This window comes from Vibrio sp. 1159 (genome assembly GCF_033340395.1).
GTDB classification, from domain to species: domain Bacteria; phylum Pseudomonadota; class Gammaproteobacteria; order Enterobacterales; family Vibrionaceae; genus Vibrio; species Vibrio alginolyticus.
Map to the genome: position 1 here is coordinate 1 of NZ_JAWOWL010000054.1, position 22,498 is coordinate 22,498.

Genomic DNA, 22,498 nt, shown 5'->3' on the forward strand with positions numbered 1-22,498 from the left:
TGAGTAGTTTTACAGGCAAAGCCGAAACGGATGATAACCACCTACTGAAGTAGGTGGTTTAGGGCTGAAAATAAAAAGGCCATCATAATGATGGCCTTTCTAACTTTAGCGTTTAACAATCGTCGTTTACGTTCGACTGTTTAGACGGTCCTGCAATTACGCTAGCAATTCTTTAGCTGTGTTCACTACGTTTTCAGTCGTGAAGCCAAACATCTCGAATAGCTGACCAGCAGGTGCTGATTCACCGAATGTTGTCATACCGATGATGCGACCGTCGAAGCCTACGTACTTGTACCAGAAATCCGCAATGCCTGCTTCAATAGCGATACGTGCCGTTACGTCTGATGGCAGTACAGATTCACGGTAAGCAGCGTCTTGTTTGTCGAATGCGTCTGTTGATGGCATTGAAACAACGCGTACTTTCTTGCCTTCTGAAGTTAGTTGCTCAGCGGCTTTCACTGCAAGCTCAACCTCAGAACCTGTTGCGATAAGGATTAGCTCAGGCTTACCTTCGCTATCTTTCAGGATGTAAGCACCTTTCGCGATGTCTGCGACTTGTTCAGCAGTACGCTCTTGTTGCGCTAGGTTTTGACGAGAGAAGATAAGTGCAGTTGGTGCATCTTTACGTTCAATCGCTAGTTTCCATGCAACTGCAGACTCAACTTGGTCACATGGGCGCCATGTGCTCATGTTTGGAGTTACACGTAGAGACGCCATTTGCTCAACAGGTTGGTGAGTTGGGCCATCTTCGCCAAGACCGATCGAATCATGCGTGTAAACTTGGATGTTCTGAATTTTCATCAGCGCAGCCATACGCATTGCGTTACGAGCGTATTCCATGAACATTAGGAATGTTGCGCCGTAAGGAACGAAACCACCGTGCAATGCGATACCGTTGATGATAGCAGTCATACCGAATTCGCGTACACCGTAGTGGATGTAGTTGCCAGAGAAGTCCTCCGTTTCTAGAGACTTAGAACCAGACCACATGGTCAGGTTAGAAGGCGCTAGGTCAGCAGAACCACCCATAAACTCAGGAAGCATTTGACCAAACGCTTCTAGTGCATTTTGCGATGCTTTACGTGATGCAATGTTCGCTGGGTTTGCTTGAAGATCGGCAATGATTTGGTTCGCTTTTTCTTCCCACTGTGCAGGAAGTTCGCCGTTTAGACGTCGTTTAAGCTCTGCCGCTTCAGCAGGGTAAGCTGCAGCGTATGCCTCGAATTTTTCATTCCAAGCTGCTTCTTTCGCGGCGCCCGCTTCTTTTGCATCCCACTCAGCGTAAACATCTGCCGGGATCTCAAATGGGCCGTACTCCCAACCTAGGTATTCACGAGCCGCTTGGATCTCATCGTGACCTAGTGGTGCACCGTGACAGTCGTGCGAACCAGACTTGTTAGGAGAACCGAAACCGATAATTGTTTTGGTACAGATAAGCGTAGGACGTGGGTCCGCTTTTGCTGCTTTAATTGCTGCGTTGATCGCGTCTGAGTCGTGACCATCGACTGCTGGGATTACATGCCAGCCGTACGCTTCAAAACGCTTAGGTGTATCGTCAGAGAACCAGCCTTCAACGTGACCGTCGATAGAAATGCCGTTGTCATCCCAAAACGCGATCAGTTTGCCTAGACCTAACGTCCCAGCAAGAGAGCATGCTTCATGCGAGATGCCTTCCATTAGACAGCCGTCACCCATGAACACATACGTAAAGTGGTCAACGATATCGTGACCTTCTTTGTTGAACTGTGCCGCTAGTGCTTTCTCTGCGATCGCCATACCAACAGCGTTAGTGATGCCTTGACCTAGAGGACCCGTTGTTGTCTCGATACCAGGCGCGTAGCCGTACTCTGGGTGACCTGGGGTTTTTGAGTGCAATTGACGGAAGTGTTTCAGATCGTCAATAGATAGCTCGTAACCGCTTAAGTGCAGTAGAGAGTAAATAAGCATTGACCCATGACCGTTTGACAGCACAAAGCGATCGCGGTCGGCCCACTCTGGGTTTGAAGGGTTATGGTTTAGGTGAGAGCGCCAAAGAACTTCAGCGATATCAGCCATACCCATTGGTGCGCCTGGGTGGCCTGAGTTAGCTTGTTGAACACCATCCATGCTTAGAGCACGAATTGCATTGGCAAGATGTTTACGAGACGACATGTCTGCTCCTGAGTACATTAAGCGAAACGAAAAGTAGGTCATAATTCTCTCAAAGCCCTGTTGGGTGTGCAAACGTTTTCCAGTCCAAAACCTCACAAATATTGCACCTTTCGCGCCAAATCGTTCGAAGTTCTTAAAATTATCAATAAATCAGGCAAACGTTTGGTTGTAACAAAAACCAAAAAAGAGCTTGTAATTCGAGCAATCAAATTTAGAATAGACGTCTAGATGTAGATACACCTACAAAAATTAGTATTAATTTGCGCTGGAGAGTTTATCATTCCCCAGTTTTAAACCAGATATAGTGGAGCTAACATGGCTAAGCACCTGTTTACTTCTGAGTCAGTATCAGAAGGTCATCCAGATAAAATTGCAGACCAGATTTCTGATGCGGTTCTTGACGCGATTCTAGAGCAAGATCCAAAGGCTCGTGTTGCATGTGAGACTTACGTTAAAACCGGTATGGTAATGGTGGGTGGTGAAATCACGACTTCAGCATGGGTAGACATCGAAGAGTTAACTCGTGAAACCGTTCGTGAAATCGGCTACGTACATTCAGATATGGGCTTTGACGCAGATTCTTGTGCGGTACTAAACACAATCGGTAAACAGTCGCCAGATATCAACCAAGGTGTTGATAAAGCTGACCCTAAAGAACAAGGTGCAGGCGACCAAGGCATCATGTTTGGTTACGCTTGTAACGAAACTGAAGTACTAATGCCAGCGCCAATTACTTACTCTCACCGTCTTGTTCAAAAGCAAGCAGAAGTTCGTAAAAACGGCACACTACCTTGGTTGCGTCCTGATGCAAAATCTCAGGTAACATTCCAATACGATCAAGGTAACATCGTTGGTATCGACGCGGTTGTTCTTTCAACTCAACACTGTGACTCAATCTCAACTTCAGACCTGCGTGAAGCGGTAATGGAAGAGATCATTAAGCCAGTGCTACCTTCTGAGTGGATCAACAAAGAAACAAACTTCTTCATTAATCCAACCGGTCGCTTCGTAATCGGTGGTCCTATGGGTGACTGTGGTCTAACTGGTCGTAAGATCATCGTAGATACCTACGGCGGCGCAGCTCGTCACGGTGGCGGTGCGTTTTCTGGTAAAGATCCATCAAAAGTTGACCGTAGTGCAGCATACGCAGCACGCTACGTAGCGAAAAACATCGTAGCGGCAGGCATGGCTGACCGTTGTGAGATCCAACTTTCTTACGCAATCGGTGTTGCTGATCCAACGTCTATCATGGTGGAAACGTTCGGTACTGAGAAAGTATCTCACGACATCATCATTGAAGCGGTTCGTCAATTCTTCGACCTACGTCCATACGGTCTACAAGAAATGCTTAACCTTCTTCAACCTATCTACAAGAAGACAGCGGCTTACGGTCACTTCGGTCGTGAAGAATTCCCGTGGGAAGCAACAGACAAAGCTGCACTTCTACGCGATTTCGCTGGCATCAAATAATCAAGCCATGCAAGAATCAATCAAGCCCTCGCCTATGGTGGGGGCTTTTTATTTTCAGCAACTTTTATCTAGTCATTTCGACTCATACCGCCCTGCGCCACAAAGCAGTCCTGTTTCTCCCTCATTTTTATACCGAATAAATTTTAAGCAATTATTTGTAAATTATCCCATCTCCGCCAATAGTTAAAATATTGTTAATTCCAATTTAAATAGAGACGTCGGATGCTGGCGACTGTGGAAGCAACACTTAAGTAAAGACATGAGTCAGGCATCTTTATGGCCGATACCAAACTAAGCCAATGCTCAGATGTAAACTTGAAAAAGTCGCTTCAAGTTTGACTGAACAAAAACCGCTGTCAATTGGTATAAGCGGATAATGTGGGAATAAATCAAGGAGGAGTTATGCCTCGAACTGTTAATCCATCGGACTTCCACAACAAGCGAAAGGAAGTGCCAGACAACGAATACGCCAGAACCATACCGTGCAATACGGTCAATCTTTCTGCACCTTTTCATTGGCTAGCATTAGGTCTGCATGATTTCGTGCGAATGCCACTTATTAGTGCTTTCTATGGCATCTGTTTTATGGCAGCTGCGATAGGCATTGTTTTGCTCGTACAGTGGCAAGGCACACACTTGGTCGTCATGCCCAGTTTGATTGTTTACATGTTAATCGGTCCGTTTCTCGCGCTGGGCTTGTATGATGCCAGTTGGGAGAGAGAGCGCGGACACAAAGCAAGCTTGTTCCATTCAATGAAAGCGATCGGTCGTAACTCAACATCTCAATGGGCGTTCGCCGTGTTACTCGCAGTGTGTATGATATTTTGGATGCGCATTGCCGCTCTACTTCATGCGCTCTACCCTTCTGTTCAAGGGGCACCTTTAAGTGAGTTCCTACCCTTCCTTGTCATCGGCTCTTTAGTTGGCTTTGTTTTGGCTTGTGTGGTGTTTAGCATTTCAGCCTTTTCTATTCCGCTCATGATGGAGCGTCGCGTAGACATGATGACCGCTGTATTTACCAGCTTTAATGCCGTGAAATCCAACATTCCAGCAATGATTGTTTGGGCAGCGATCATCTGTGGCGGTATTCTTATCGGCTTTGCGACCTACGGGATCGGAATGTTGTTTACCATGCCAGTTCTAGGCTACGGTACATGGCACGCTTACCATGCCACCATCAAGAAAAAACACACACCATAATTAACTGATGCTATGATCTGGCCCTCGCAAATGCGGGGGCTTTTTTATTTGATTTATCGAGGTGAATTGTGGATATAGAACTCAGCTATAAAGCCAAGCAAGTGATGGCGGACTGTATCGCGATGGCGGAACAAGCTTTCAAACGTTCTTTCCCGATTCCAACAATCACCTTCGACGTTCGTGGGAAAGCGGCAGGAAAAGCCTACCTTCAATTAAATCAAGTACGCCTAAACTCTGTTTTATTTCGCGAAAACACCCAAGCATTCTTAGATGAAGTCATTCCTCATGAAGTAGCACACCTGATTACTTATCAGGTTTACGGGCGAGTTAGGCCTCACGGCAAAGAATGGAAAGGCGTCATGGAAGCCGTATTTAACGTACCAGCCAAAACCACTCACAGCTTTGAAGTAAAATCCGTTCAAGGTAAAACCTTTGAGTATCGTTGTGGTTGTATGACCTACCCTCTATCGATTCGCCGTCATAATAAAGTGCTGCGCAAAGAGGCGACGTACTCTTGTCAAAAATGCCGCCAACCACTTAACTTCACCGGTATTCAATTATCGTAGCCCTTACCTCATAGTGTTACTTGCGTTCCCAAAATAAAGATCGATTTGATCAAAACCTTCCCTTCGCCAACTATTGTTAACTTACTCATCACTAAAGCTATTTTATGCGTGTTATCATGAATAAAGTCATACTTTATAAAGACTTTTATCATGAAATACTTATTCTCTCTGTTGCTTATCGCGCTTTCTAGCACTGCGATTGCCGCGCCACCGAGCTCATTCTCTGCAGCCAAACGTGAGGCGGTCAAAATTTATCAAGACCATCCAACAAGCTTCTACTGTGGCTGTAACATTCAATGGCAAGGCAAGAAAGGCTTACCCGATTTAGCCTCTTGCGGCTACCAAGTCCGTAAACAAGAAAAACGGGCTGCACGAATCGAATGGGAGCATGTGGTTCCTGCGTGGCAATTTGGCCACCAGCGTCAATGCTGGCAAGATGGCGGACGTAAAAACTGTAAGAAAAAAGACAAAACTTTTCGTTTGATGGAAGCAGACTTGCACAACCTAACTCCTGCTATTGGTGAAGTAAACGGTGACCGTTCGAACTACAACTTCAGCCAATGGAACGGTATGGATGGCGTGAGTTATGGTCGCTGTGAGATGCAAGTGAACTTTAAGCAGCGTAAAGTCATGCCACCAGACCGTGCGCGTGGCTCAATTGCTCGTACCTATCTATACATGAGCAAAGAGTACGGTTTCAAACTGTCGAAGCAGCAAACGCAATTAATGAGTGCTTGGAACAAAACCTATCCTGTCGATAAATGGGAATGTGAGCGTGACGAGCGCATTGCAAAAGTACAGGGCAATCACAACCCATTTGTTCAAGAAGCCTGCCGCGCACTGTAACCTCCGACCTCGAAGCGTTTCAATTACTGATATTGAAACGCTTCTTGCCCCTTGTTTTTTCGGTGCAAAGCATCCATGTTAGGGTTTAAGTTTATTCTCTTGCTGGAAATCTCATGCGTACCCCTCGAATTTATCATCCAGAAACCATTCATCAACTTGGCTCACTTGCTTTAAGTGACGACGCAGCAGGCCATATCGGTCGTGTTTTGCGCATGAAAGAAGGCCAAGACGTTCTCCTTTTTGACGGCAGTGGCGCAGAGTTCCCAGCGGTTATCAGTGAAGTCAGCAAAAAATCAGTTTTGGTTAACATCACCGAGCGCGTAGAAAACAGTATTGAATCCCCTTTAGATCTGCACCTTGGTCAAGTCATTTCACGTGGCGATAAGATGGAGTTCACCATCCAAAAGTCTGTTGAACTTGGCGTCAATACCATCACTCCTCTGATTTCTGAACGTTGTGGTGTCAAGCTTGACCAAAAGCGTTTTGAGAAAAAACTCGCGCAATGGCAGAAAATCGCCATCAGTGCCTGTGAGCAATGTGGGCGTAATGTCGTGCCCGAAATTCGTCCAATTATGAGCTTGGAAGAGTGGTGTAAAGAAGAGTACGATGGTTTAAAGCTTAACCTTCACCCTCGTGCTAAATACTCAATCAACACTTTGCCAACCCCGGTTGAAAAAGTGCGCCTACTGATCGGTCCTGAAGGCGGTTTATCGTCTGAAGAAATCGAGATGACTCGAGAATACCAATTTGAAGAAACGCTACTCGGCCCTCGCGTTCTGCGTACCGAAACAGCGGCTCTGACAGCAATTACAGCCTTACAAGTTCGTTTCGGCGATCTTGGTTAAACGGAGAAAAATAATGATCAAACTCGGTATCGTAATGGACCCAATCTCGTCCATTAACATCAAAAAAGACTCTAGCTTTGCCATGATGCTTGAAGCGCAACGACGCGGCTATGAAATCCACTACATGGAAATGAATGATCTGCATCTCGATCAAGGCGTTGCCATTGCAGATACTAAAGTGGTAGAACTAAAAGAAGATCCAAACGGTTGGTACGAGTTCAAATCAGAGCAAACTATCGAACTGTCTGAGCTAGACGCGGTGCTAATGCGTAAAGATCCTCCGTTTGATACTGAATACATCTACGCGACTTACATCCTTGAGCGTGCAGAAGAACAGGGTGCACTGATCGTTAACAAGCCTCAAAGCTTACGTGATTGTAACGAAAAGCTGTTTACAGCATGGTTCCCAGAGCTGACACCTACAACGATCGTGACGCGAAAAGCAGAAAAAATTAAAGAATTTCGTGAAAAACATGGTGATGTCATCCTGAAACCGCTTGATGGTATGGGTGGCGCGTCCATCTTCCGTGTAAAAGAAAACGATCCAAACGTCTCTGTAATCATCGAGACATTGACTAACCACGGTCAAAACTACGCAATGGCACAAACCTTCGTGCCAGACATCAGCAACGGTGACAAACGTATCCTAGTGGTAGATGGCGAACCTATGCCTTACTGTCTAGCACGCATTCCTGCTAAAGGCGAAACGCGCGGCAACCTAGCCGCTGGTGGTACTGGTGAAGCTCGTCCGCTAAGCGAAACCGACCTCAAAATTGCGCAAACCGTTGCTCCGACACTGAAAGAAAAAGGCCTTATCTTTGTTGGCCTTGACGTAATTGGCGACAAGCTAACAGAAATCAACGTCACCAGCCCAACCTGTATTCGCGAAATTGAAGCAGCTTTTGATATCTCAATCACAGGCAAGCTGATGGATGCGATTGAGCGTCGAGTAAAAGGCGAATAACTCAAACTGTATTACAGTTAATAGAGAGCGTAGTACATTAACTTAAGCAAACTCATGCACATACCTAGATGTAAATTGTATGATGTTTGCTTAAGGGCATTTACGAGAGTTAAGGGTCAGTATGAGTATGAATCTCACAAATCACTTTTTGGTTGCCATGCCTGGGATGAAAGATCCGTACTTTCAAAACAGCGTGATCTACGTTTGTGAGCACAACGAAGACGGCGCTATGGGGCTGATGATCAATGCTCCTGTTGATATCACCGTCGGCAACATGCTCAAGCAGGTGGAAGTTCAGCCAGTACACCCGCGCCTATTTGAAGCCAGTCTAGATAGACCAGTTTATAATGGCGGCCCAATCTCGGAAGATCGTGGCTTTATTTTGCATAAACCCAAAGATTACTACGAGTCCAGCGTCCAAATGACCGATGACCTCGCGGTAACCACTTCGCGTGATATTCTGTCGGTGTTAGGAACAGAAGCAGAACCAAGTGATTACTTAGTGGCACTTGGCTACTCCGGTTGGAGTGCAGGCCAATTAGAAAGTGAGCTGGTCGAAAACTCTTGGCTCACCATTGAAGCGACGCCTGAAATTATCTTTAATACACCAATCAACGAGCGTTGGAAGAAAGCGGTCGAAAAGCTGGGTATCGACCCAAGTCACCTTTCAGCAGACTCTGGACATGCTTAGTCCAAATATACAGTTACATTAGATAGAGACACCTTATGTCACGCACAATTATGGCTTTTGACTTTGGAACCAAAAGCATTGGTAGCGCTATTGGCCAAGAAATTACTGGTACAGCTTCCCCATTAAAAGCCTTTAAAGCCAATGACGGTATTCCAAACTGGGACGATATCGAAAAGCAAATCAAAGAGTGGCAACCAGATTTGCTAGTGGTCGGTTTACCGACCGATCTGCATGGTAAAGACCTTGAGACCATAACCCCTCGTGCACGAAAATTTGCTAAGCGTCTGCAAGGCCGATACGGATTGCCTGTTGAGCTGCATGATGAGCGTTTATCTACTGCAGAAGCTCGTGCGGAGTTGTTCAGCATGGGCGGCTACAAAGCCCTATCGAAAGGTAATGTTGACTGCCAGTCAGCGGTGGTGATTCTAGAAAGCTGGTTTGAAGCCCTTTGGGGTGAGTAAACACTTCAAGCACAATGAAAAAAGGTTGGCTTCTGCCAACCTTTTTTGTTTCTGGATTGGATTAATCCATATCGATCTTAACGTTTGCCAAACTGCCCGTAGAGAATGCTTCACCACGCTGCGTTTTCAACATCAGGCGCAGATCATTCGCTGAGTCGGCACTATGTAGTGCATCCTCTTCGCTGATCTTACCTTGCATCACTAACTTATAAAGAGATTGATCGAACGTCAGCATACCAAACTCATTTGAGCGAGCCATGGTTGACTTCAACTCATGTAAATCTCCGCGACGAATCAAATCCGACACACGTGGACTATTTAGCAAGATCTCAAATACACCATGACGTCCCTGCCCATTTTTATCTCGGATCAGCTGCTGACCAACCACGCCTTTTAGGTTCATCGACAAATCGAACAAGAATTGTTCTTTTTGATCTTTCGGTACCAAGTGAAGAATGCGCTCTAAAGCTTGGTTTGCATTGTTGGCGTGCAACGTTGCCATACACAGGTGACCCGTTTCGGCGAAGGTCATCGCGTATTCCATTGTTTCACGGCTACGGATCTCACCAATCAAAATCATATCTGGTGCTTGGCGCAGCGAGTTTTTAAGCGCAACTTCATAGCTTTCCGTATCTAACCCAACTTCACGTTGAGTCACGATACAGCGCTTGTGTTCATGCACGAACTCGATCGGATCTTCGACCGTCAAAATGTGCCCGGTTTTATTGCTGTTTCGATAGCCTGTCATCGCCGCCATGGTGGTCGATTTACCCGATCCAGTAGCACCGACCACCAGCACCAAACCACGCTTAGCTATCGCCAAATCTTGCAACACTAACGGTAACTTTAACTGCTCAAAAGTAGGAATATTAGTTTCAATACGACGAATCACTGCGCCTGGTAACTCGCGTTGAAAAAAGGCACTCACACGGAAGCGACCACAATCTCTCACAATGGCAAAATTCGACTCGCGACTTTTACGAAATTCCTGACGCCGATCTGGTTCCATAGCGCTGTCGAGTAATGCAGCCACATCACTCTCGGTGAGTTTTTCCCCTTGCGGACGCAATTCGCCATCCACACGAAATAGAATTGGCGCTCCAACCGTGATGTAAAGATCCGACGCTTTCAGCGCCAACATGCCTTCGAGAAATTTATCTAGATCCATCTTCCGTATTCACCATTATCTGTATGAACGTTACGAGAATTGCTGCACTTCTAATCCGATCTTACTATCGACCTCTTCACGAGCAACCATTCCTTGCGCCATTAACTGACGAGCATTTTGCTCCATGGTTTGCATGCCGTGAGCCGCACCTGTTTGAATGATCGAATACATCTGCGCGACTTTGTCTTCGCGGATCAAGTTACGAATCGCAGGCGTTGCCATCATAATTTCATGGCATGCAATACGGCCACCACCATTACGTTTCAATAATTTTTGTGCGATAACCGAACGAAGGGATTCAGAAAGCATCGAGCGCACCATGTCTTTATCGCTGCCAGGGAACACATCGATAATACGGTCAATGGTTTTTGCCGCCGAGCTGGTATGTAACGTGCCGAACACTAAGTGCCCCGTTTCCGCCGCCGTTAACGCAAGGCTGATGGTTTCTTTGTCACGCATCTCACCAACCAGAATGACATCCGGGTCTTCACGCAATGCGCTGCGCAGTGCGTTTTGGAAACTATGGGTGTCACGGTGAACTTCACGCTGGTTGATCAAACATTTATTGTTGTTGTGAACAAATTCAATCGGATCTTCAATTGTGAGTACGTGCTTGTTGTGATTACGGTTAATGTAGTCAACAATGGCTGCTAAGGTCGTCGATTTACCTGAACCTGTTGGGCCAGTGACCAGAACTAAGCCTTTTTCAGCGTTCGCAATTTTTTTGAAGATCTCTGGCGCTTCTAGCTCTTCCAGAGTTGGAATGCTACTTGGAATGGTACGGAATACTGCCGCACAACCGCGAGATTGGTTGAAAGCGTTGACACGGAAACGGCCAACGTTATGCAACTCAAAAGAGAAATCGACTTCGAGTTTTTCTTCGAACTCACTGCGTTGGGCATCGTTCATGATTTCGAAAACCAAACGATGCACTTCTTGGTGTGTAAACGCTGGAATGCCTAGTTTTCTCACATCCCCATCAATACGAACCATTGGTGGGACACCTGCAGAAAGATGTAGATCCGAGGCATTATGTTTTACACTAAAATCCAGTAACTCAGTGATATCCATTTAAAATCCTTAAGTCTAAAGTACAGCTATGAGTAGTATTCAACAAAATATTGAACATATCACCTCTCAAATTCGATATGACGAGCAAAAATGTGGTCGAACTCCAGAGTCAGTGCAACTTCTAGCGGTAAGCAAAACTAAACCTGTCGAGGCAATTCTCGAAGCCTACCAAGCGGGACAAACCGCCTTTGGTGAAAACTACGTTCAAGAGGGCGTCAGTAAAGTTCAGCACTTTGCCGAGCATTATCCAGATAATCGAATCGAATGGCACTTCATTGGCCCGATTCAATCCAATAAATCGCGACTTGTTGCTGAACATTTCGATTGGGTTCACACCATCGATCGAACCAAGATTGCTCAACGCCTGAATGATCAGCGGCCAAGCGAACTTAAACCGCTACAAGTTCTGATTCAGGTTAACACCAGTGGTGAGGCATCTAAGTCTGGTGTCACTGAAGCGGAAGTATTCGAGCTGGCGGAGTTGATTTCTCGCCTACCCAACCTCACTTTAAGAGGGTTGATGTCGATTCCTGCCAACGTGTCTGACTACGAATCACAACTCCGTGAATTTCAGAAGTTGGCTACGTTGAAGCAAACACTCGAAGCACAGTTCCCAGAAATCGATACATTATCAATGGGAATGAGTGGTGATATGACCGCTGCAATCGAAGCTGGTAGTACAATGGTTCGTATTGGAACCGCTATTTTCGGCGCACGAGACTACAGCTAAATCAACAAAACGCTCACTCGCGACATAAGTTATGTCGTCAATCGTTAGAGCGTAAATGCGCAATCATCTTACTCGCCAATAGGAGCAGTAAGTAACAGCGGCGCCATTATACACCTGAGCGCACAACAAATTCTAAATATCATGATGGAAATCAGACAAATGGAACATAAAAAAATCGCCTTCATTGGTGCTGGCAACATGGTGAGAGCCATTGTTTCCGGCTTGGTTGCTAACGGATACCCAGCGCAAAACATTACCGCAACGGCTCCTTCAGAGGCTCGTCGCCTTCTGCTAGAACAAGATTTTGGCATCCGTACCACCAGCGATAACATCCAAGCTGCGACCGAGGCGGATGTGGTGGTATTGTCTGTAAAACCGCAAATGATGGCGGATGTCTGTAAACCACTGCAATCGATCGATTTCACTAATAAACTGGTGATTTCTATTGCCGCAGGCATCAACTGTTCACGATTGGATGATATGCTAGCCACCAAATTGAACTTGGTTCGTGTTATGCCAAATACGCCATCACAGCTTGGGTTGGGTATGAGTGGGTTGTTCGCACCAACTCATGTAACCGAGCACGACAAAGCTTTTGCCGCAGAGTTAATGGAAGCGGTCGGTAAAGTATGCTGGGTTGAGCAAGAGTCTGGCATCAATAATGTGATTGCCGCAGCGGGCAGTGCTCCAGCATACTTCTTCCTGTTTATGGAAGCGATGCAAGCAGAAGCGATTGCGCAAGGCTTTGATAAAGAGACCGCTCGACTATTGGTTCAGCAAGCGGCACTGGGCGCGGCCAGTATGGTGGTTAGCAACCCAGAAACTGAGCTATCGACCCTGCGTGAGAACGTAACATCGAAAGGTGGGACAACGGCAGAAGCACTGCGTACATTCAACGAACATCAACTTTCAGATATTGTCGCTAAAGCCATGCAAGCTGCTGTGGCTCGCGCGGAAGAAATGGAAAAACTGTTTTAATTATTTGGATGAACTCCGTTTAGTATCATCCATCACTTGTTAAGGGTACCTTATGAATTCAATGAGTTTTCTCATCTCAACCCTATTTGACCTGTACATCATGGTCGTAATTTTGCGAATTTGGTTGCAAGCTGCGCGCGCAGACTTCTACAACCCATTCTCGCAATTCATAGTAAAAGCGACTCAGCCGGTCATTGGTCCATTGCGCCGCGTTATCCCTTCCGTGGGGAATATTGACCTAGCAACCGTGTTGTTTGCCTACGTGTTGTGTGTGCTTAAATTTGTCGTGCTTATCCTAATAGCTTCGAACGGTTCCGTCTCTTTCAGCGCTGACTTCTTATTCTTGGGCTTATTATCATTAATCAAAGCCGCAGGTGGCCTATTGTTCTGGGTACTATTGATCCGTGCAATTTTGAGCTGGGTAAGCCAAGGCCGCAGCCCTATCGAGTACGTATTCCATCAACTGACCGAGCCAATGTGCGCTCCAATCCGTCGTATTCTTCCGGCTATTGGTGGTCTTGATTTAAGCGTACTGGTGTTATTTATCGGCTTGCAGTTCGCGAACTTCTTAATGGGCGATATCATTGGTCCAATTTGGTTCCAGCTATAATGTCAGCTGCAGTTTGGCAAGATGGTGAGGACATCATCCTGAAGCTCTATATTCAACCTAAAGCTAGCCGCGATAAAATCGTTGGCTTGCATGGTGAAGAGCTAAAAATCGCCATTACTGCTCCACCTGTCGATGGCAAAGCTAATGCACACCTAACTAAGTTCTTAGCCAAGCAGTTTAAAATCGCTAAGGGCTTGGTTCACATAGAAAAAGGTGAATTAGGACGGCACAAACAAATTCGGATAGAATCGCCTACCCAGATACCGACAGAAATTAAAGCCATCTTATGATGGCTTTTTATTTACGGTTTTGTACCACACTTACTAATACCAACGACTGAGTACGCATTTTTACCCCCTGACCAAGGTAAAATTGCAGCTATGGTTGTTTTATAACAAGTGCTTTGAGGAAGTAACAATGAGCAAATGGATTACCGCATTACTGATTAGCCTGTTGTCGTTACCAAGCTTCGCCGATCAGTTTAAAAATATGAAAGATATCGAAGTACACTATGTCGCGTTTAACTCAACATTCCTAACACCCAAAGTCGCACGTAGCTACGATATCAAACGTAATGGATACCTCGCTGTGGTTAATATTATCGTGTTAGATAGAGCTTCATTGGGTAAGCCAGCATTAGAAGCAAAAATTGCTGGACGCGCGAAGAACCTTATCGGCCAAACTCAGACCTTGACCTTTCGTGAAGTCAAAGAAGGCAATGCGATATACTATTTAGCCGAACTACCAATTACCCACGAAGAAACTTTTACTTTCGATATTGACGTAAAAGCTGGAAACAAAGGCTCAGGTAAGCTTAAATTCACCCAGAAGTTTTATGTTGAAGAGTAATTGGGTTGTGATGTTCCAAAAGCTTTTGGATCTAAGCAGGCTAAAAACCACTTATTAGTTAAAGAATATCTAGAGGAGAACGATTTGTTCTCCTCTATCACTATTAAAAGAGATTCCCATGAAAAAAATTGTGCTAGCAACTGGTAACCAAGGCAAAGTTCGTGAAATGGCAGATTTGTTGTCTGACTTCGGCTTTGAAGTATTAGCGCAAAGTGAATTCAATGTATCGGAAGTAGCTGAAACGGGTACAACTTTCATTGAAAACGCAATCATTAAAGCTCGCCATGCCGCACAAGAAACAGGGCTTCCTGCCATTGCAGACGACTCTGGATTAGAAGTCGATTTCTTAAAAGGCGCTCCGGGCATTTACTCTGCACGTTACGCAGGCGAGAGCGCATCTGATCAAGAGAATCTAGAAAAATTGCTAGCGGCAATGGAAGGCGTACCAGAAGCAGAGCGTACAGCACGTTTCCACTGCGTATTAGTCCTCATGCGTCACGAGAACGACCCAACGCCTATCGTCTGTCACGGTAAATGGGAAGGCCGAATTCTAACTGAAGCACACGGTGAAAATGGCTTTGGCTACGACCCAATCTTCTTTGTTCCTGAAGACAACTGTGCGTCAGCCGAACTTGAACCTGCACGTAAGAAACAACTGTCTCACCGCGGTAAAGCGCTCAAGTCGTTGTTTGCTCAACTGTCTGAGCAAGTGTCTCAGTAATCACGAGCGAATTAGACCATGTTAACGCCCCCAGCACTCAGCTTGTATGTACACATCCCTTGGTGTGTGCAAAAGTGCCCGTATTGCGACTTTAACTCTCACGCGCTCAAAACCGAGATTCCAGAAGAAGAGTACATCAGTGCCCTTTTAGAAGATTTGGATACCGACATTGAGAAATACCGACTTAACGAAGCGCCACGTCCACTGCATTCAATCTTCATTGGTGGTGGTACGCCGAGTTTGATTTCGGCAGAAGGCATCGAGCGTCTACTTAAGGGCATTGAAGCGCGTATCCCGTTCAAGCCTGAAATCGAAATCACCATGGAAGCGAATCCAGGCACCATCGAAGCAGAGCGTTTTGTTGGCTACCGCAAAGCTGGTGTAACGCGTATCTCTATCGGCGTACAAAGCTTTGAGCAGCAGAAGCTTGAGCGTTTGGGGCGCATTCACGGCCAAGACGAAGCCGTCAATGCTGCTAAGCTGGCGCACCAAATCGGTTTGAACAGCTTTAACCTCGATCTCATGCACGGCTTACCTGATCAAAGCATCGAACAAGCCTTGGCAGATTTGGGCAAAGCGATTGAGTTGGCACCGCCGCACTTGTCTTGGTATCAGCTGACCATCGAACCAAACACCATGTTCTACTACAAGCCACCAACGCTACCTGACGATGATGACTTGTGGGATATTTTCGAGCTCGGACACCAAAAACTTGCAGCCGCGGGTTATGTGCAATATGAAATCTCCGGTTACAGCAAGCCGGGCTATCAGTGTCAGCACAACCTCAACTACTGGCGCTTTGGTGATTACCTTGGTATCGGTTGTGGCTCTCATGGCAAACTCAGTTTTACCGACGGACGTATTATTCGAACGACAAAGGTAAAACACCCGCGAGGCTATTTAGCGGCTTATCAAAATATGGTCAAACCTTATCTGCATACGGAACATGTCGTCGCGGATGAAGATCGTCCATTCGAGTTCTTTATGAACCGATTCCGCTTAATTGAAGCCTGTCCGAAGCAAGATTACGTGGACACCACGGGCTTACCGATTAGTACGATTCAAGAAACCATCAACTGGGCGATAGAAATGGGCTACCTGAGTGAAACGCCTACCCACTGGCAAATTACTGAAAAAGGGAAGCTCTTCCTTAATGATTTGCTCGAAGCCTTTATGGCCGAAGAAAGCGAAGAGTAACGCAACCCCAAAACAAAAAAAGCCTCTCAATTGAGAGGCTTTTTATTTAGAAACAGTACCACCCTAAATAAGGTTGACACATTTCCAATATTAGAAAATTGAACGGCCAATTCGCTCTGAGAGCAGCTCAAGCGCCTTAGTACCAGCAAGCGAGTTACCTGAAGGATCAAGCTCTGGAGACCATACTGAAATGGTCATTTCACCAGGTACTACCGCGATAATGCCACCACCAACACCAGACTTACCAGGCATTCCAACGCGATAAGCAAACTCGCCCGCGCCATCATACAAGCCACACGTTGCTAACAGTGCATTAAGTTGTTTGGTTTGCACAGGAGAAACTACAGGCTTACCCGTTTGTACCGATGTGCCCTTGTTTGCTAAATAGCTAAACGTTTTAGCCAAATCGACGCAACTCATCTTCAGCGCACAAGCGTGGAAGTAGTTTTGTAGTACTGGAATCACTTCATTTTCGAAGTTGCCAAACGAACGCATGAGATATGCAATCGCCGCATTACGATCACCATGCATCATTTCGGATGCCGCAACGACTTTGTCATACACAATATGGGTATCACCAGAAAGCTGACGCACAAATTCCAACAGGCGCTGACGAGGTGCAGATAAGCGAGTTTGTAACAAATCTGCCACTACTATCGCTCCAGCATTTATAAATGGATTACGAGGAATACCTTGCTCCATTTCTAGCTGGATTAGCGAATTAAATGCCTGCCCCGAAGGCTCTTTTCCCACTCGAGACCAAATTTCTTCTTGCTTGTACAAGCACATCGCTAACGTCAAGCTCAATGCTTTTGAAATAGATTGGATAGAGAAAGGTTCATCGGCATCACCCGCCTTAATAACCTCACCTTCGTTGGTGTATACCGCAATACCTAACTTGTTGCTGGGTACTTTTGCCAGAGCAGGAATGTAATCAGCCACTTTACCTTGGCCGATTAAAGGGCGTACTTCCGCCAAAATATCTGTCAAAATTTCCACTGTCGGTTTCATTCTCTACCTTCTATTTACAAGAGAACTCGTTGAGCTCAGAGGTAAAAAAAGCCAACGTGTCGTTGGCTTTTCCATAGGGTTCGTTCGACTCAAGTCGATTATGGTTTTACTGCCACAATAATATTGCGGTTGATAGATTGATCAACACGGTGAAGATAACCGATGTAAGGCTCTTCTGAAAGTACCTTCCAACCTTGCTCTTCAAATAATGCCGCGACATCTTTCCATTTCAATGTGAATTCATTGAAAGACAACACCACTGAACCTTGCTTTTTCAATACCACTTTCCATGCAGGCAGAGCCTCTTTTAAAAGCTCTAGTGGACTACGGTTCAGTTTGCTGTCCTTGGCATTTTTGCTGCCGTGCTGCACGCCGTAAGGCAAGTCAGACACCATCACATCAACTGAGTTCTTTTTCACGACTTGATCAGCGATACGAGTATCAGCCGAATACAGCTTCATAAACTGAAGATTGCCTTGGTTGTAATCTTCTTTATTTGCTGCAGTTTCAACCACGAAACCATCCGCCACTTTCTTGCCACCCGCAGTGCGCTTTTCTTTGCTCACTTTGTGCTTAAAGCGGCCATTCTTCATGAACTTAACAATAAAGGTCTGGATCTCTTGCACCCACTTGGCGTTGATCTCAACCCCTACCACGTTCAAACCGTGGATCAAGCCTTCAAATAAGGTTGTACCTTTACCACACATTGGATCCATTAAGGTCAGTTGTTCACTTCCCGTATTGGACGCACTAATGCCGATATTCACCATCAAACGGGTAAACTGCTCGTTTGTTTTCCCGGTGTAGCGCAAAATCTGGCTCATACTTTCCGGGAAAGTGTTAAATACGGGCGCTTGAACTGGTCGAAGTAAACCATCTTCGCGCACTTCAAATAGCGCATAGTAAATCGAAGAGGCTGCGATTCTTCGCGCCTGCTCATCGGTTAGCGCTTCCTGACAAGAAAACACCAACGCAGCAGGTAAGCCAACGTCTTTACTACCAATTTCTGTCACATCCACGCCTTGTGAAGCTAAAATTGCTTTTAGCTCAGAACAGGCAATGGTCATTGCGCTATCAAAGTAAATTCGGTTATGACCCGGATTCGCTAATATCGCGTAATGGTACATCCCATGAACTCCTCTGGTTACGCAATACGCTTATATTTGATATCCCAAACACCGTGACCAAGACGGTGACCACGAGCTTCAAACTTCGTTAGCGGGCGATCGTCTGGACGAGGAACGAAATCACCATCTTTAGCAATGTTTTCGAAACCTGGCGCTTGGTTCATCACTTCAATCATGTGCTCTGCGTAGTTTTCCCAGTCGGTCGCCATGTGGAAAATACCTTCATTAGGGATAAGCTTCTCACGCACCATTTCCGCAAAACCTAATTGAACAATACGACGCTTGTGGTGACGCTTCTTATGCCAAGGGTCTGGGAAGAACAATTGCAGTGTCGATAAGCTGCCATTTGGGATCATGTGTTCGAATACTTCTACCGCATCGTGACACATTACACGCAGGTTAGTAATTCCCGCTTCGCGAGCATCGGCAAGACAAGCACCAACGCCTGGGCTATGAACTTCGATACCGATGAAGTTTTTCTCTGGCGCGTTCTTTGCCATTTCAACCAATGAAGCACCCATACCAAAACCGATCTCAAGCACTACTGGGTTATCGTTGCCAAACACTTCTTTCCAATCGAGAAGTTCAGCTTTGAAGTCAATACCCATCGTAGGCCAGCATTCATTCATCGCGCTCTCTTGACCTTTAGTCAAACGCCCTTCACGGCGTACAAAGCTGCGGATTTTGCGGATCAGCTTTCCGTCTTCGTTGTATTCGTTAGTGGTTACTTCACTCATTGATTTTGCCTGCACATTGATTAATCAAAGCGGGGATTATCCAAAGAATTTACTTAGGTGCAAGTATTTGTTGAGCTCTTGGTCTATGGCAACCCAAAAGCAACAAGACACCTCTTTATATCCCTACTGTTTATCCGTTGTACTTCTTGTCCATTATGTGGTGCAATTTTGCACCTAACCAATAATAGAATACAGAGCAAGTCGTGACACCTTTCGCCAGTGCCATCCTAGAATGGTATGACGCATATGGAAGAAAAGATCTTCCGTGGCAACAAAATAAGACCGCATACAGTGTCTGGTTGTCTGAAATTATGCTTCAGCAAACTCAGGTCACTACGGTTATTCCGTATTACCAACGTTTCTTGGAGCGCTTTCCAACCGTGATCGATCTTGCCAATGCTGAGCAAGATGAAGTCCTACACCTTTGGACTGGCTTAGGGTATTACGCCCGAGCCCGTAACCTTCACAAAGCAGCACAAGAGGTCGCCTCTACATACAATGGTGAGTTTCCTCTTGATATAGAGAAAATGAACGCCCTACCGGGGATTGGTCGCTCTACTGCTGCCGCCATTTTATCGTCTGTGTATAAACAACCACACGCGATTCTTGATGGTAACGTGAAGCGCACCCTATCCCGCTGTTTCGCAGTTGCAGGATGGCCAGGACAAAAAAAGGTTGAAAACCAGCTGTGGGAAATTGCCGAAACGCATACCCCACAAACGGATGTAGATAAGTATAACCAGGCAATGATGGACATGGGCGCAATGGTCTGCACTCGCAGCAAACCCAAATGTAGCCTCTGCCCTGTTGCTGACCTGTGTGTGGCAAAACAACAAGGTAATGTGCTCGACTACCCGGGCAAAAAACCGAAGAAAGATAAACCAATCAAGCAAACTCGTTTCGTGATGCTTCACCACAACACCGAAAATGGTCATGAGGTGTGGTTGGAGCAAAGACCACAAACAGGCATTTGGGGTGGCTTATTCTGCTTCCCACAAACCGAACATGTGGATGCAGAAAGCGACATTGAATTGCTACTGGATCAACGCGGCATTCAAGCCAGCAATATCAAACAGAAGCAAACACTGATTACCTTTCGTCATACATTCAGCCATTACCACCTAGATATCACGCCAATTTTGATTGATTTATCAAAGCAACCGGACGTGATAATGGAAGGCAACAAAGGTCTTTGGTATAACTTATCTAAACCTGAAGAAGTCGGTTTAGCCGCGCCAGTAAAACTATTGCTGGAAACGCTACCCCACGAACTTCGTTAATTGAATACAAGGAGTCATTATGAGCCGCACTGTATTTTGTGCTCGACTAAAGAAAGAAGGCGAAGGTCTAGACTTTCAACTTTACCCTGGTGAACTAGGTAAACGCATTTTCGACAACATCTCGAAAGAAGCGTGGGCTCAGTGGCAACACAAACAAACCATGTTGATCAACGAGAAGAAACTCAACATGATGGATCCAGAACACCGCAAACTGATCGAAACAGAAATGGTAAATTTCCTCTTTGAAGGAAAAGACGTTCATATCGAAGGTTACACACCGCCGAGCGAATAAAGTCGCTTGAGTTAAACAATGACATCACAACCATTTGTGGTGTCATTTTTCTATTACCTTCAATAACTCTGATACTTATGAAAAAAATTGTCTTTATTGCTGCCGCACTTTTAATGGCAGGCTGTAGCCGTGAATTCGTCGAAAAGATTTATGACGTCAACTACGAGCCAACAAACCGTTTTGCCAATAACTTAGCTGAGCTACCAGGACAATTTGAAAAAGATACTGCGGCGCTAGATGCCTTAATCAATAGCTTTTCAGGCAATATTCAAAAGCGCTGGGGTAAAAAAGAAATCAAGTACGCAGGCAAGAGTAATTACGTTAAGTACATCGATAACTACCTTAGCCGCGCCGAGGTCGACTTTCGCAAAGGCGTGATCACGATAGAGACCGTATCACCGACCGAGCCCCAAAAACACCTAAAAGACGCGATTGTCACCACCTTATTAACACCAGACGATCCCGCTCACGTCGACTTATTCTCCTCTAAAGGTATCACGTTAGAGGGGCAACCATTCCTGTATAAACAAGTTGTCGACCAAGACAATAAGCCAATTCAATGGTCTTGGCGGGCAAACCGATTTGCGGAATACCTCATCGCAAATAAAATAAAAACCAAAAATGTAGATTTCAAGAAAGCGTATTACGTCGAAATTCCCATGGTTGAAGACCACTTTTCAACTCGCAGCTACCAATACGCCGATATCGTGCGTCGAGCTTCCAAGAAATACGACATTCCAGAAGACTTGATATACGCCATTATTAAAACCGAGAGCAGTTTCAACCCATACGCGGTAAGTTGGGCAAATGCATATGGCCTAATGCAAGTTGTACCTAAAACAGCGGGACGAGATGTGTTCAAACTCGTGAAAAAGCGCTCGGGCCAACCAAGCCCTGAATATTTGTTTAATCCAGAAAACAACATAGATACTGGTACTGCGTATTTCTATATCTTAAAAAATCGTTATTTAAGAGAAGTCCGCCACCCTACCTCTCTCGAGTACAGCATGATTTCAGCTTACAATGGCGGTACTGGAGGAGTTTTAAACACATTTCATCGCAGTGATCGCAAACGCGCAATGCAAGATCTTAATTCATTGCAACCCAACCAAGTTTATTGGGCGTTAACCAAGAAACACCCGAACGCAGAAGCGCGTCGCTACCTAGAAAAAGTTACAAATTTCAAAAAGGAATTTAACTCGAAGCAAACTTTGTAGTGACAGTTGAATAAAAAGCGTTCGAACAACCACTTTTTTGAAATTATTTAAAAAAAGTGGTTGACGCAACGCGGGAAAATCCGTTTAATAGCGCTCCGTTGCCCGGATAGCTCAGTCGGTAGAGCAGAGGATTGAAAATCCTCGTGTCGGTGGTTCGATTCCGCCTCCGGGCACCACAATTTGATTTGTTGGTGTCTTAACGAAATGTTATAACACGGACAAAAGCACAAAGAATAAAGTGTGCCGACTTAGCTCAGTAGGTAGAGCAACTGACTTGTAATCAGTAGGTCACCAGTTCGATTCCGGTAGTCGGCAC

At 45.6% G+C, this 22,498-nt stretch carries 24 protein-coding genes and 2 tRNA genes; 20 read left to right on the forward strand and 6 right to left on the reverse strand.

Annotation, left to right across the window (positions count from 1 at the left end):
• Positions 1-156 precede the first annotated feature (156 nt).
• A complete protein-coding gene (gene tkt, locus R7127_RS24830) occupies positions 157-2,151 on the reverse strand; it encodes a transketolase (protein WP_172563491.1) in 1,995 nt (664 codons plus the stop codon).
• A gap of 315 nt (positions 2,152-2,466) precedes the next feature.
• On the opposite strand from tkt, the gene metK reads away from it, so the two are divergent.
• The 8 genes from metK (at position 2,467) to ruvX (ending at position 9,194) form a co-directional block, all read left to right on the forward strand.
• On the forward strand, positions 2,467-3,621 hold the full coding sequence (metK, locus tag R7127_RS24835; protein ID WP_005381027.1) for a methionine adenosyltransferase: 1,155 nt from the start codon (positions 2,467-2,469) through the stop codon (positions 3,619-3,621).
• A gap of 402 nt (positions 3,622-4,023) precedes the next feature.
• Entirely contained in the window at positions 4,024-4,821 is a 798-nt protein-coding gene (locus tag R7127_RS24840; RefSeq protein ID WP_064377333.1) for a DUF2189 domain-containing protein, read from the forward strand.
• Between the two features lie 68 nt (positions 4,822-4,889).
• A complete protein-coding gene (locus R7127_RS24845) occupies positions 4,890-5,387 on the forward strand; it encodes a SprT family zinc-dependent metalloprotease (protein ID WP_064377331.1) in 498 nt (165 codons plus the stop codon).
• A gap of 150 nt (positions 5,388-5,537) precedes the next feature.
• Positions 5,538-6,233, forward strand: coding sequence for a deoxyribonuclease I (gene endA / locus R7127_RS24850; protein ID WP_025768831.1), 696 nt, complete (start codon positions 5,538-5,540; stop codon positions 6,231-6,233).
• A 113-nt stretch (positions 6,234-6,346) separates the two neighbouring features.
• Complete coding sequence (rsmE, locus tag R7127_RS24855) at positions 6,347-7,078, forward strand: 16S rRNA (uracil(1498)-N(3))-methyltransferase (RefSeq protein WP_025768830.1); 732 nt, start codon at positions 6,347-6,349, stop codon at positions 7,076-7,078.
• Between the two features lie 13 nt (positions 7,079-7,091).
• A complete protein-coding gene (gene gshB / locus R7127_RS24860; RefSeq protein ID WP_005381021.1) occupies positions 7,092-8,042 on the forward strand; it encodes a glutathione synthase in 951 nt (316 codons plus the stop codon).
• Positions 8,043-8,169: 127 nt separating this feature from the next.
• The gene (locus R7127_RS24865; RefSeq protein WP_005381020.1) at positions 8,170-8,733 is read left to right on the forward strand and encodes a YqgE/AlgH family protein; all 564 of its coding nucleotides are present in this window, start codon (positions 8,170-8,172) and stop codon (positions 8,731-8,733) included.
• A 35-nt stretch (positions 8,734-8,768) separates the two neighbouring features.
• Positions 8,769-9,194, forward strand: a complete 426-nt coding sequence (ruvX, locus tag R7127_RS24870) for a Holliday junction resolvase RuvX (protein ID WP_005381017.1) — start codon at positions 8,769-8,771, stop codon at positions 9,192-9,194.
• A 61-nt stretch (positions 9,195-9,255) separates the two neighbouring features.
• Here ruvX and R7127_RS24875 read toward each other — a convergent pair whose 3' ends face one another.
• Positions 9,256-10,362: a PilT/PilU family type 4a pilus ATPase gene (locus R7127_RS24875; RefSeq protein ID WP_005381016.1), complete on the reverse strand. Its 1,107-nt coding sequence runs from the start codon at positions 10,360-10,362 to the stop codon at positions 9,256-9,258.
• A 30-nt stretch (positions 10,363-10,392) separates the two neighbouring features.
• Positions 10,393-11,433, reverse strand: a complete 1,041-nt coding sequence (locus R7127_RS24880; RefSeq protein ID WP_005381015.1) for a type IV pilus twitching motility protein PilT — start codon at positions 11,431-11,433, stop codon at positions 10,393-10,395.
• 28 nt (positions 11,434-11,461) lie between these two features.
• On the opposite strand from R7127_RS24880, the gene R7127_RS24885 reads away from it, so the two are divergent.
• The 7 genes from R7127_RS24885 (at position 11,462) to hemW (ending at position 16,518) form a co-directional block, all read left to right on the forward strand.
• On the forward strand, positions 11,462-12,163 hold the full coding sequence (locus R7127_RS24885; RefSeq protein WP_005384521.1) for a YggS family pyridoxal phosphate-dependent enzyme: 702 nt from the start codon (positions 11,462-11,464) through the stop codon (positions 12,161-12,163).
• A gap of 159 nt (positions 12,164-12,322) precedes the next feature.
• Positions 12,323-13,141 (forward strand): pyrroline-5-carboxylate reductase, encoded by an 819-nt coding sequence (gene proC / locus R7127_RS24890; protein WP_005381013.1) that lies wholly within the window; start codon positions 12,323-12,325, stop codon positions 13,139-13,141.
• 52 nt (positions 13,142-13,193) lie between these two features.
• A complete protein-coding gene (locus tag R7127_RS24895) occupies positions 13,194-13,751 on the forward strand; it encodes a YggT family protein (RefSeq protein ID WP_005381012.1) in 558 nt (185 codons plus the stop codon).
• Positions 13,751-14,041, forward strand: coding sequence for a DUF167 family protein YggU (gene yggU / locus R7127_RS24900; RefSeq protein ID WP_005393980.1), 291 nt, complete (start codon positions 13,751-13,753; stop codon positions 14,039-14,041). The genes R7127_RS24895 and yggU overlap by 1 nt, the downstream gene beginning before the upstream one ends.
• A gap of 127 nt (positions 14,042-14,168) precedes the next feature.
• Positions 14,169-14,600 (forward strand): DUF4426 domain-containing protein, encoded by a 432-nt coding sequence (locus R7127_RS24905; RefSeq protein ID WP_318148610.1) that lies wholly within the window; start codon positions 14,169-14,171, stop codon positions 14,598-14,600.
• 118 nt (positions 14,601-14,718) lie between these two features.
• Positions 14,719-15,321 carry an XTP/dITP diphosphatase gene (locus tag R7127_RS24910; RefSeq protein WP_005381009.1) on the forward strand — a complete coding sequence of 201 codons (603 nt, stop codon included), beginning with the start codon at positions 14,719-14,721 and terminating at the stop codon, positions 15,319-15,321.
• Positions 15,322-15,339: 18 nt separating this feature from the next.
• The gene (gene hemW, locus R7127_RS24915; protein WP_206225414.1) at positions 15,340-16,518 is read left to right on the forward strand and encodes a radical SAM family heme chaperone HemW; all 1,179 of its coding nucleotides are present in this window, start codon (positions 15,340-15,342) and stop codon (positions 16,516-16,518) included.
• A 90-nt stretch (positions 16,519-16,608) separates the two neighbouring features.
• Here hemW and glsB read toward each other — a convergent pair whose 3' ends face one another.
• The 3 genes from glsB to trmB form a co-directional block, all read right to left on the reverse strand.
• Positions 16,609-17,529: a glutaminase B gene (gene glsB / locus R7127_RS24920; RefSeq protein WP_005381007.1), complete on the reverse strand. Its 921-nt coding sequence runs from the start codon at positions 17,527-17,529 to the stop codon at positions 16,609-16,611.
• Between the two features lie 98 nt (positions 17,530-17,627).
• Positions 17,628-18,656: a TRM11 family SAM-dependent methyltransferase gene (locus R7127_RS24925; RefSeq protein ID WP_025768826.1), complete on the reverse strand. Its 1,029-nt coding sequence runs from the start codon at positions 18,654-18,656 to the stop codon at positions 17,628-17,630.
• A gap of 17 nt (positions 18,657-18,673) precedes the next feature.
• The gene (trmB, locus tag R7127_RS24930; protein ID WP_005384506.1) at positions 18,674-19,393 is read right to left on the reverse strand and encodes a tRNA (guanosine(46)-N7)-methyltransferase TrmB; all 720 of its coding nucleotides are present in this window, start codon (positions 19,391-19,393) and stop codon (positions 18,674-18,676) included.
• Positions 19,394-19,596: 203 nt separating this feature from the next.
• Between trmB and mutY the strand changes: the two genes are divergently transcribed.
• From mutY to R7127_RS24955, 5 genes are all read left to right on the forward strand, one after another.
• Positions 19,597-20,673: an A/G-specific adenine glycosylase gene (mutY, locus tag R7127_RS24935; protein ID WP_017635575.1), complete on the forward strand. Its 1,077-nt coding sequence runs from the start codon at positions 19,597-19,599 to the stop codon at positions 20,671-20,673.
• Between the two features lie 19 nt (positions 20,674-20,692).
• Complete coding sequence (locus R7127_RS24940) at positions 20,693-20,965, forward strand: oxidative damage protection protein (protein WP_005381002.1); 273 nt, start codon at positions 20,693-20,695, stop codon at positions 20,963-20,965.
• A 77-nt stretch (positions 20,966-21,042) separates the two neighbouring features.
• Positions 21,043-22,182, forward strand: coding sequence for a membrane-bound lytic murein transglycosylase MltC (gene mltC / locus R7127_RS24945; RefSeq protein WP_005381001.1), 1,140 nt, complete (start codon positions 21,043-21,045; stop codon positions 22,180-22,182).
• Positions 22,183-22,282: 100 nt separating this feature from the next.
• Positions 22,283-22,358, forward strand: a tRNA-Phe gene (locus R7127_RS24950).
• A gap of 66 nt (positions 22,359-22,424) precedes the next feature.
• A tRNA-Thr gene (locus tag R7127_RS24955) sits at positions 22,425-22,497 on the forward strand.
• The last annotated feature ends 1 nt before the right edge of the window (position 22,498 follow it).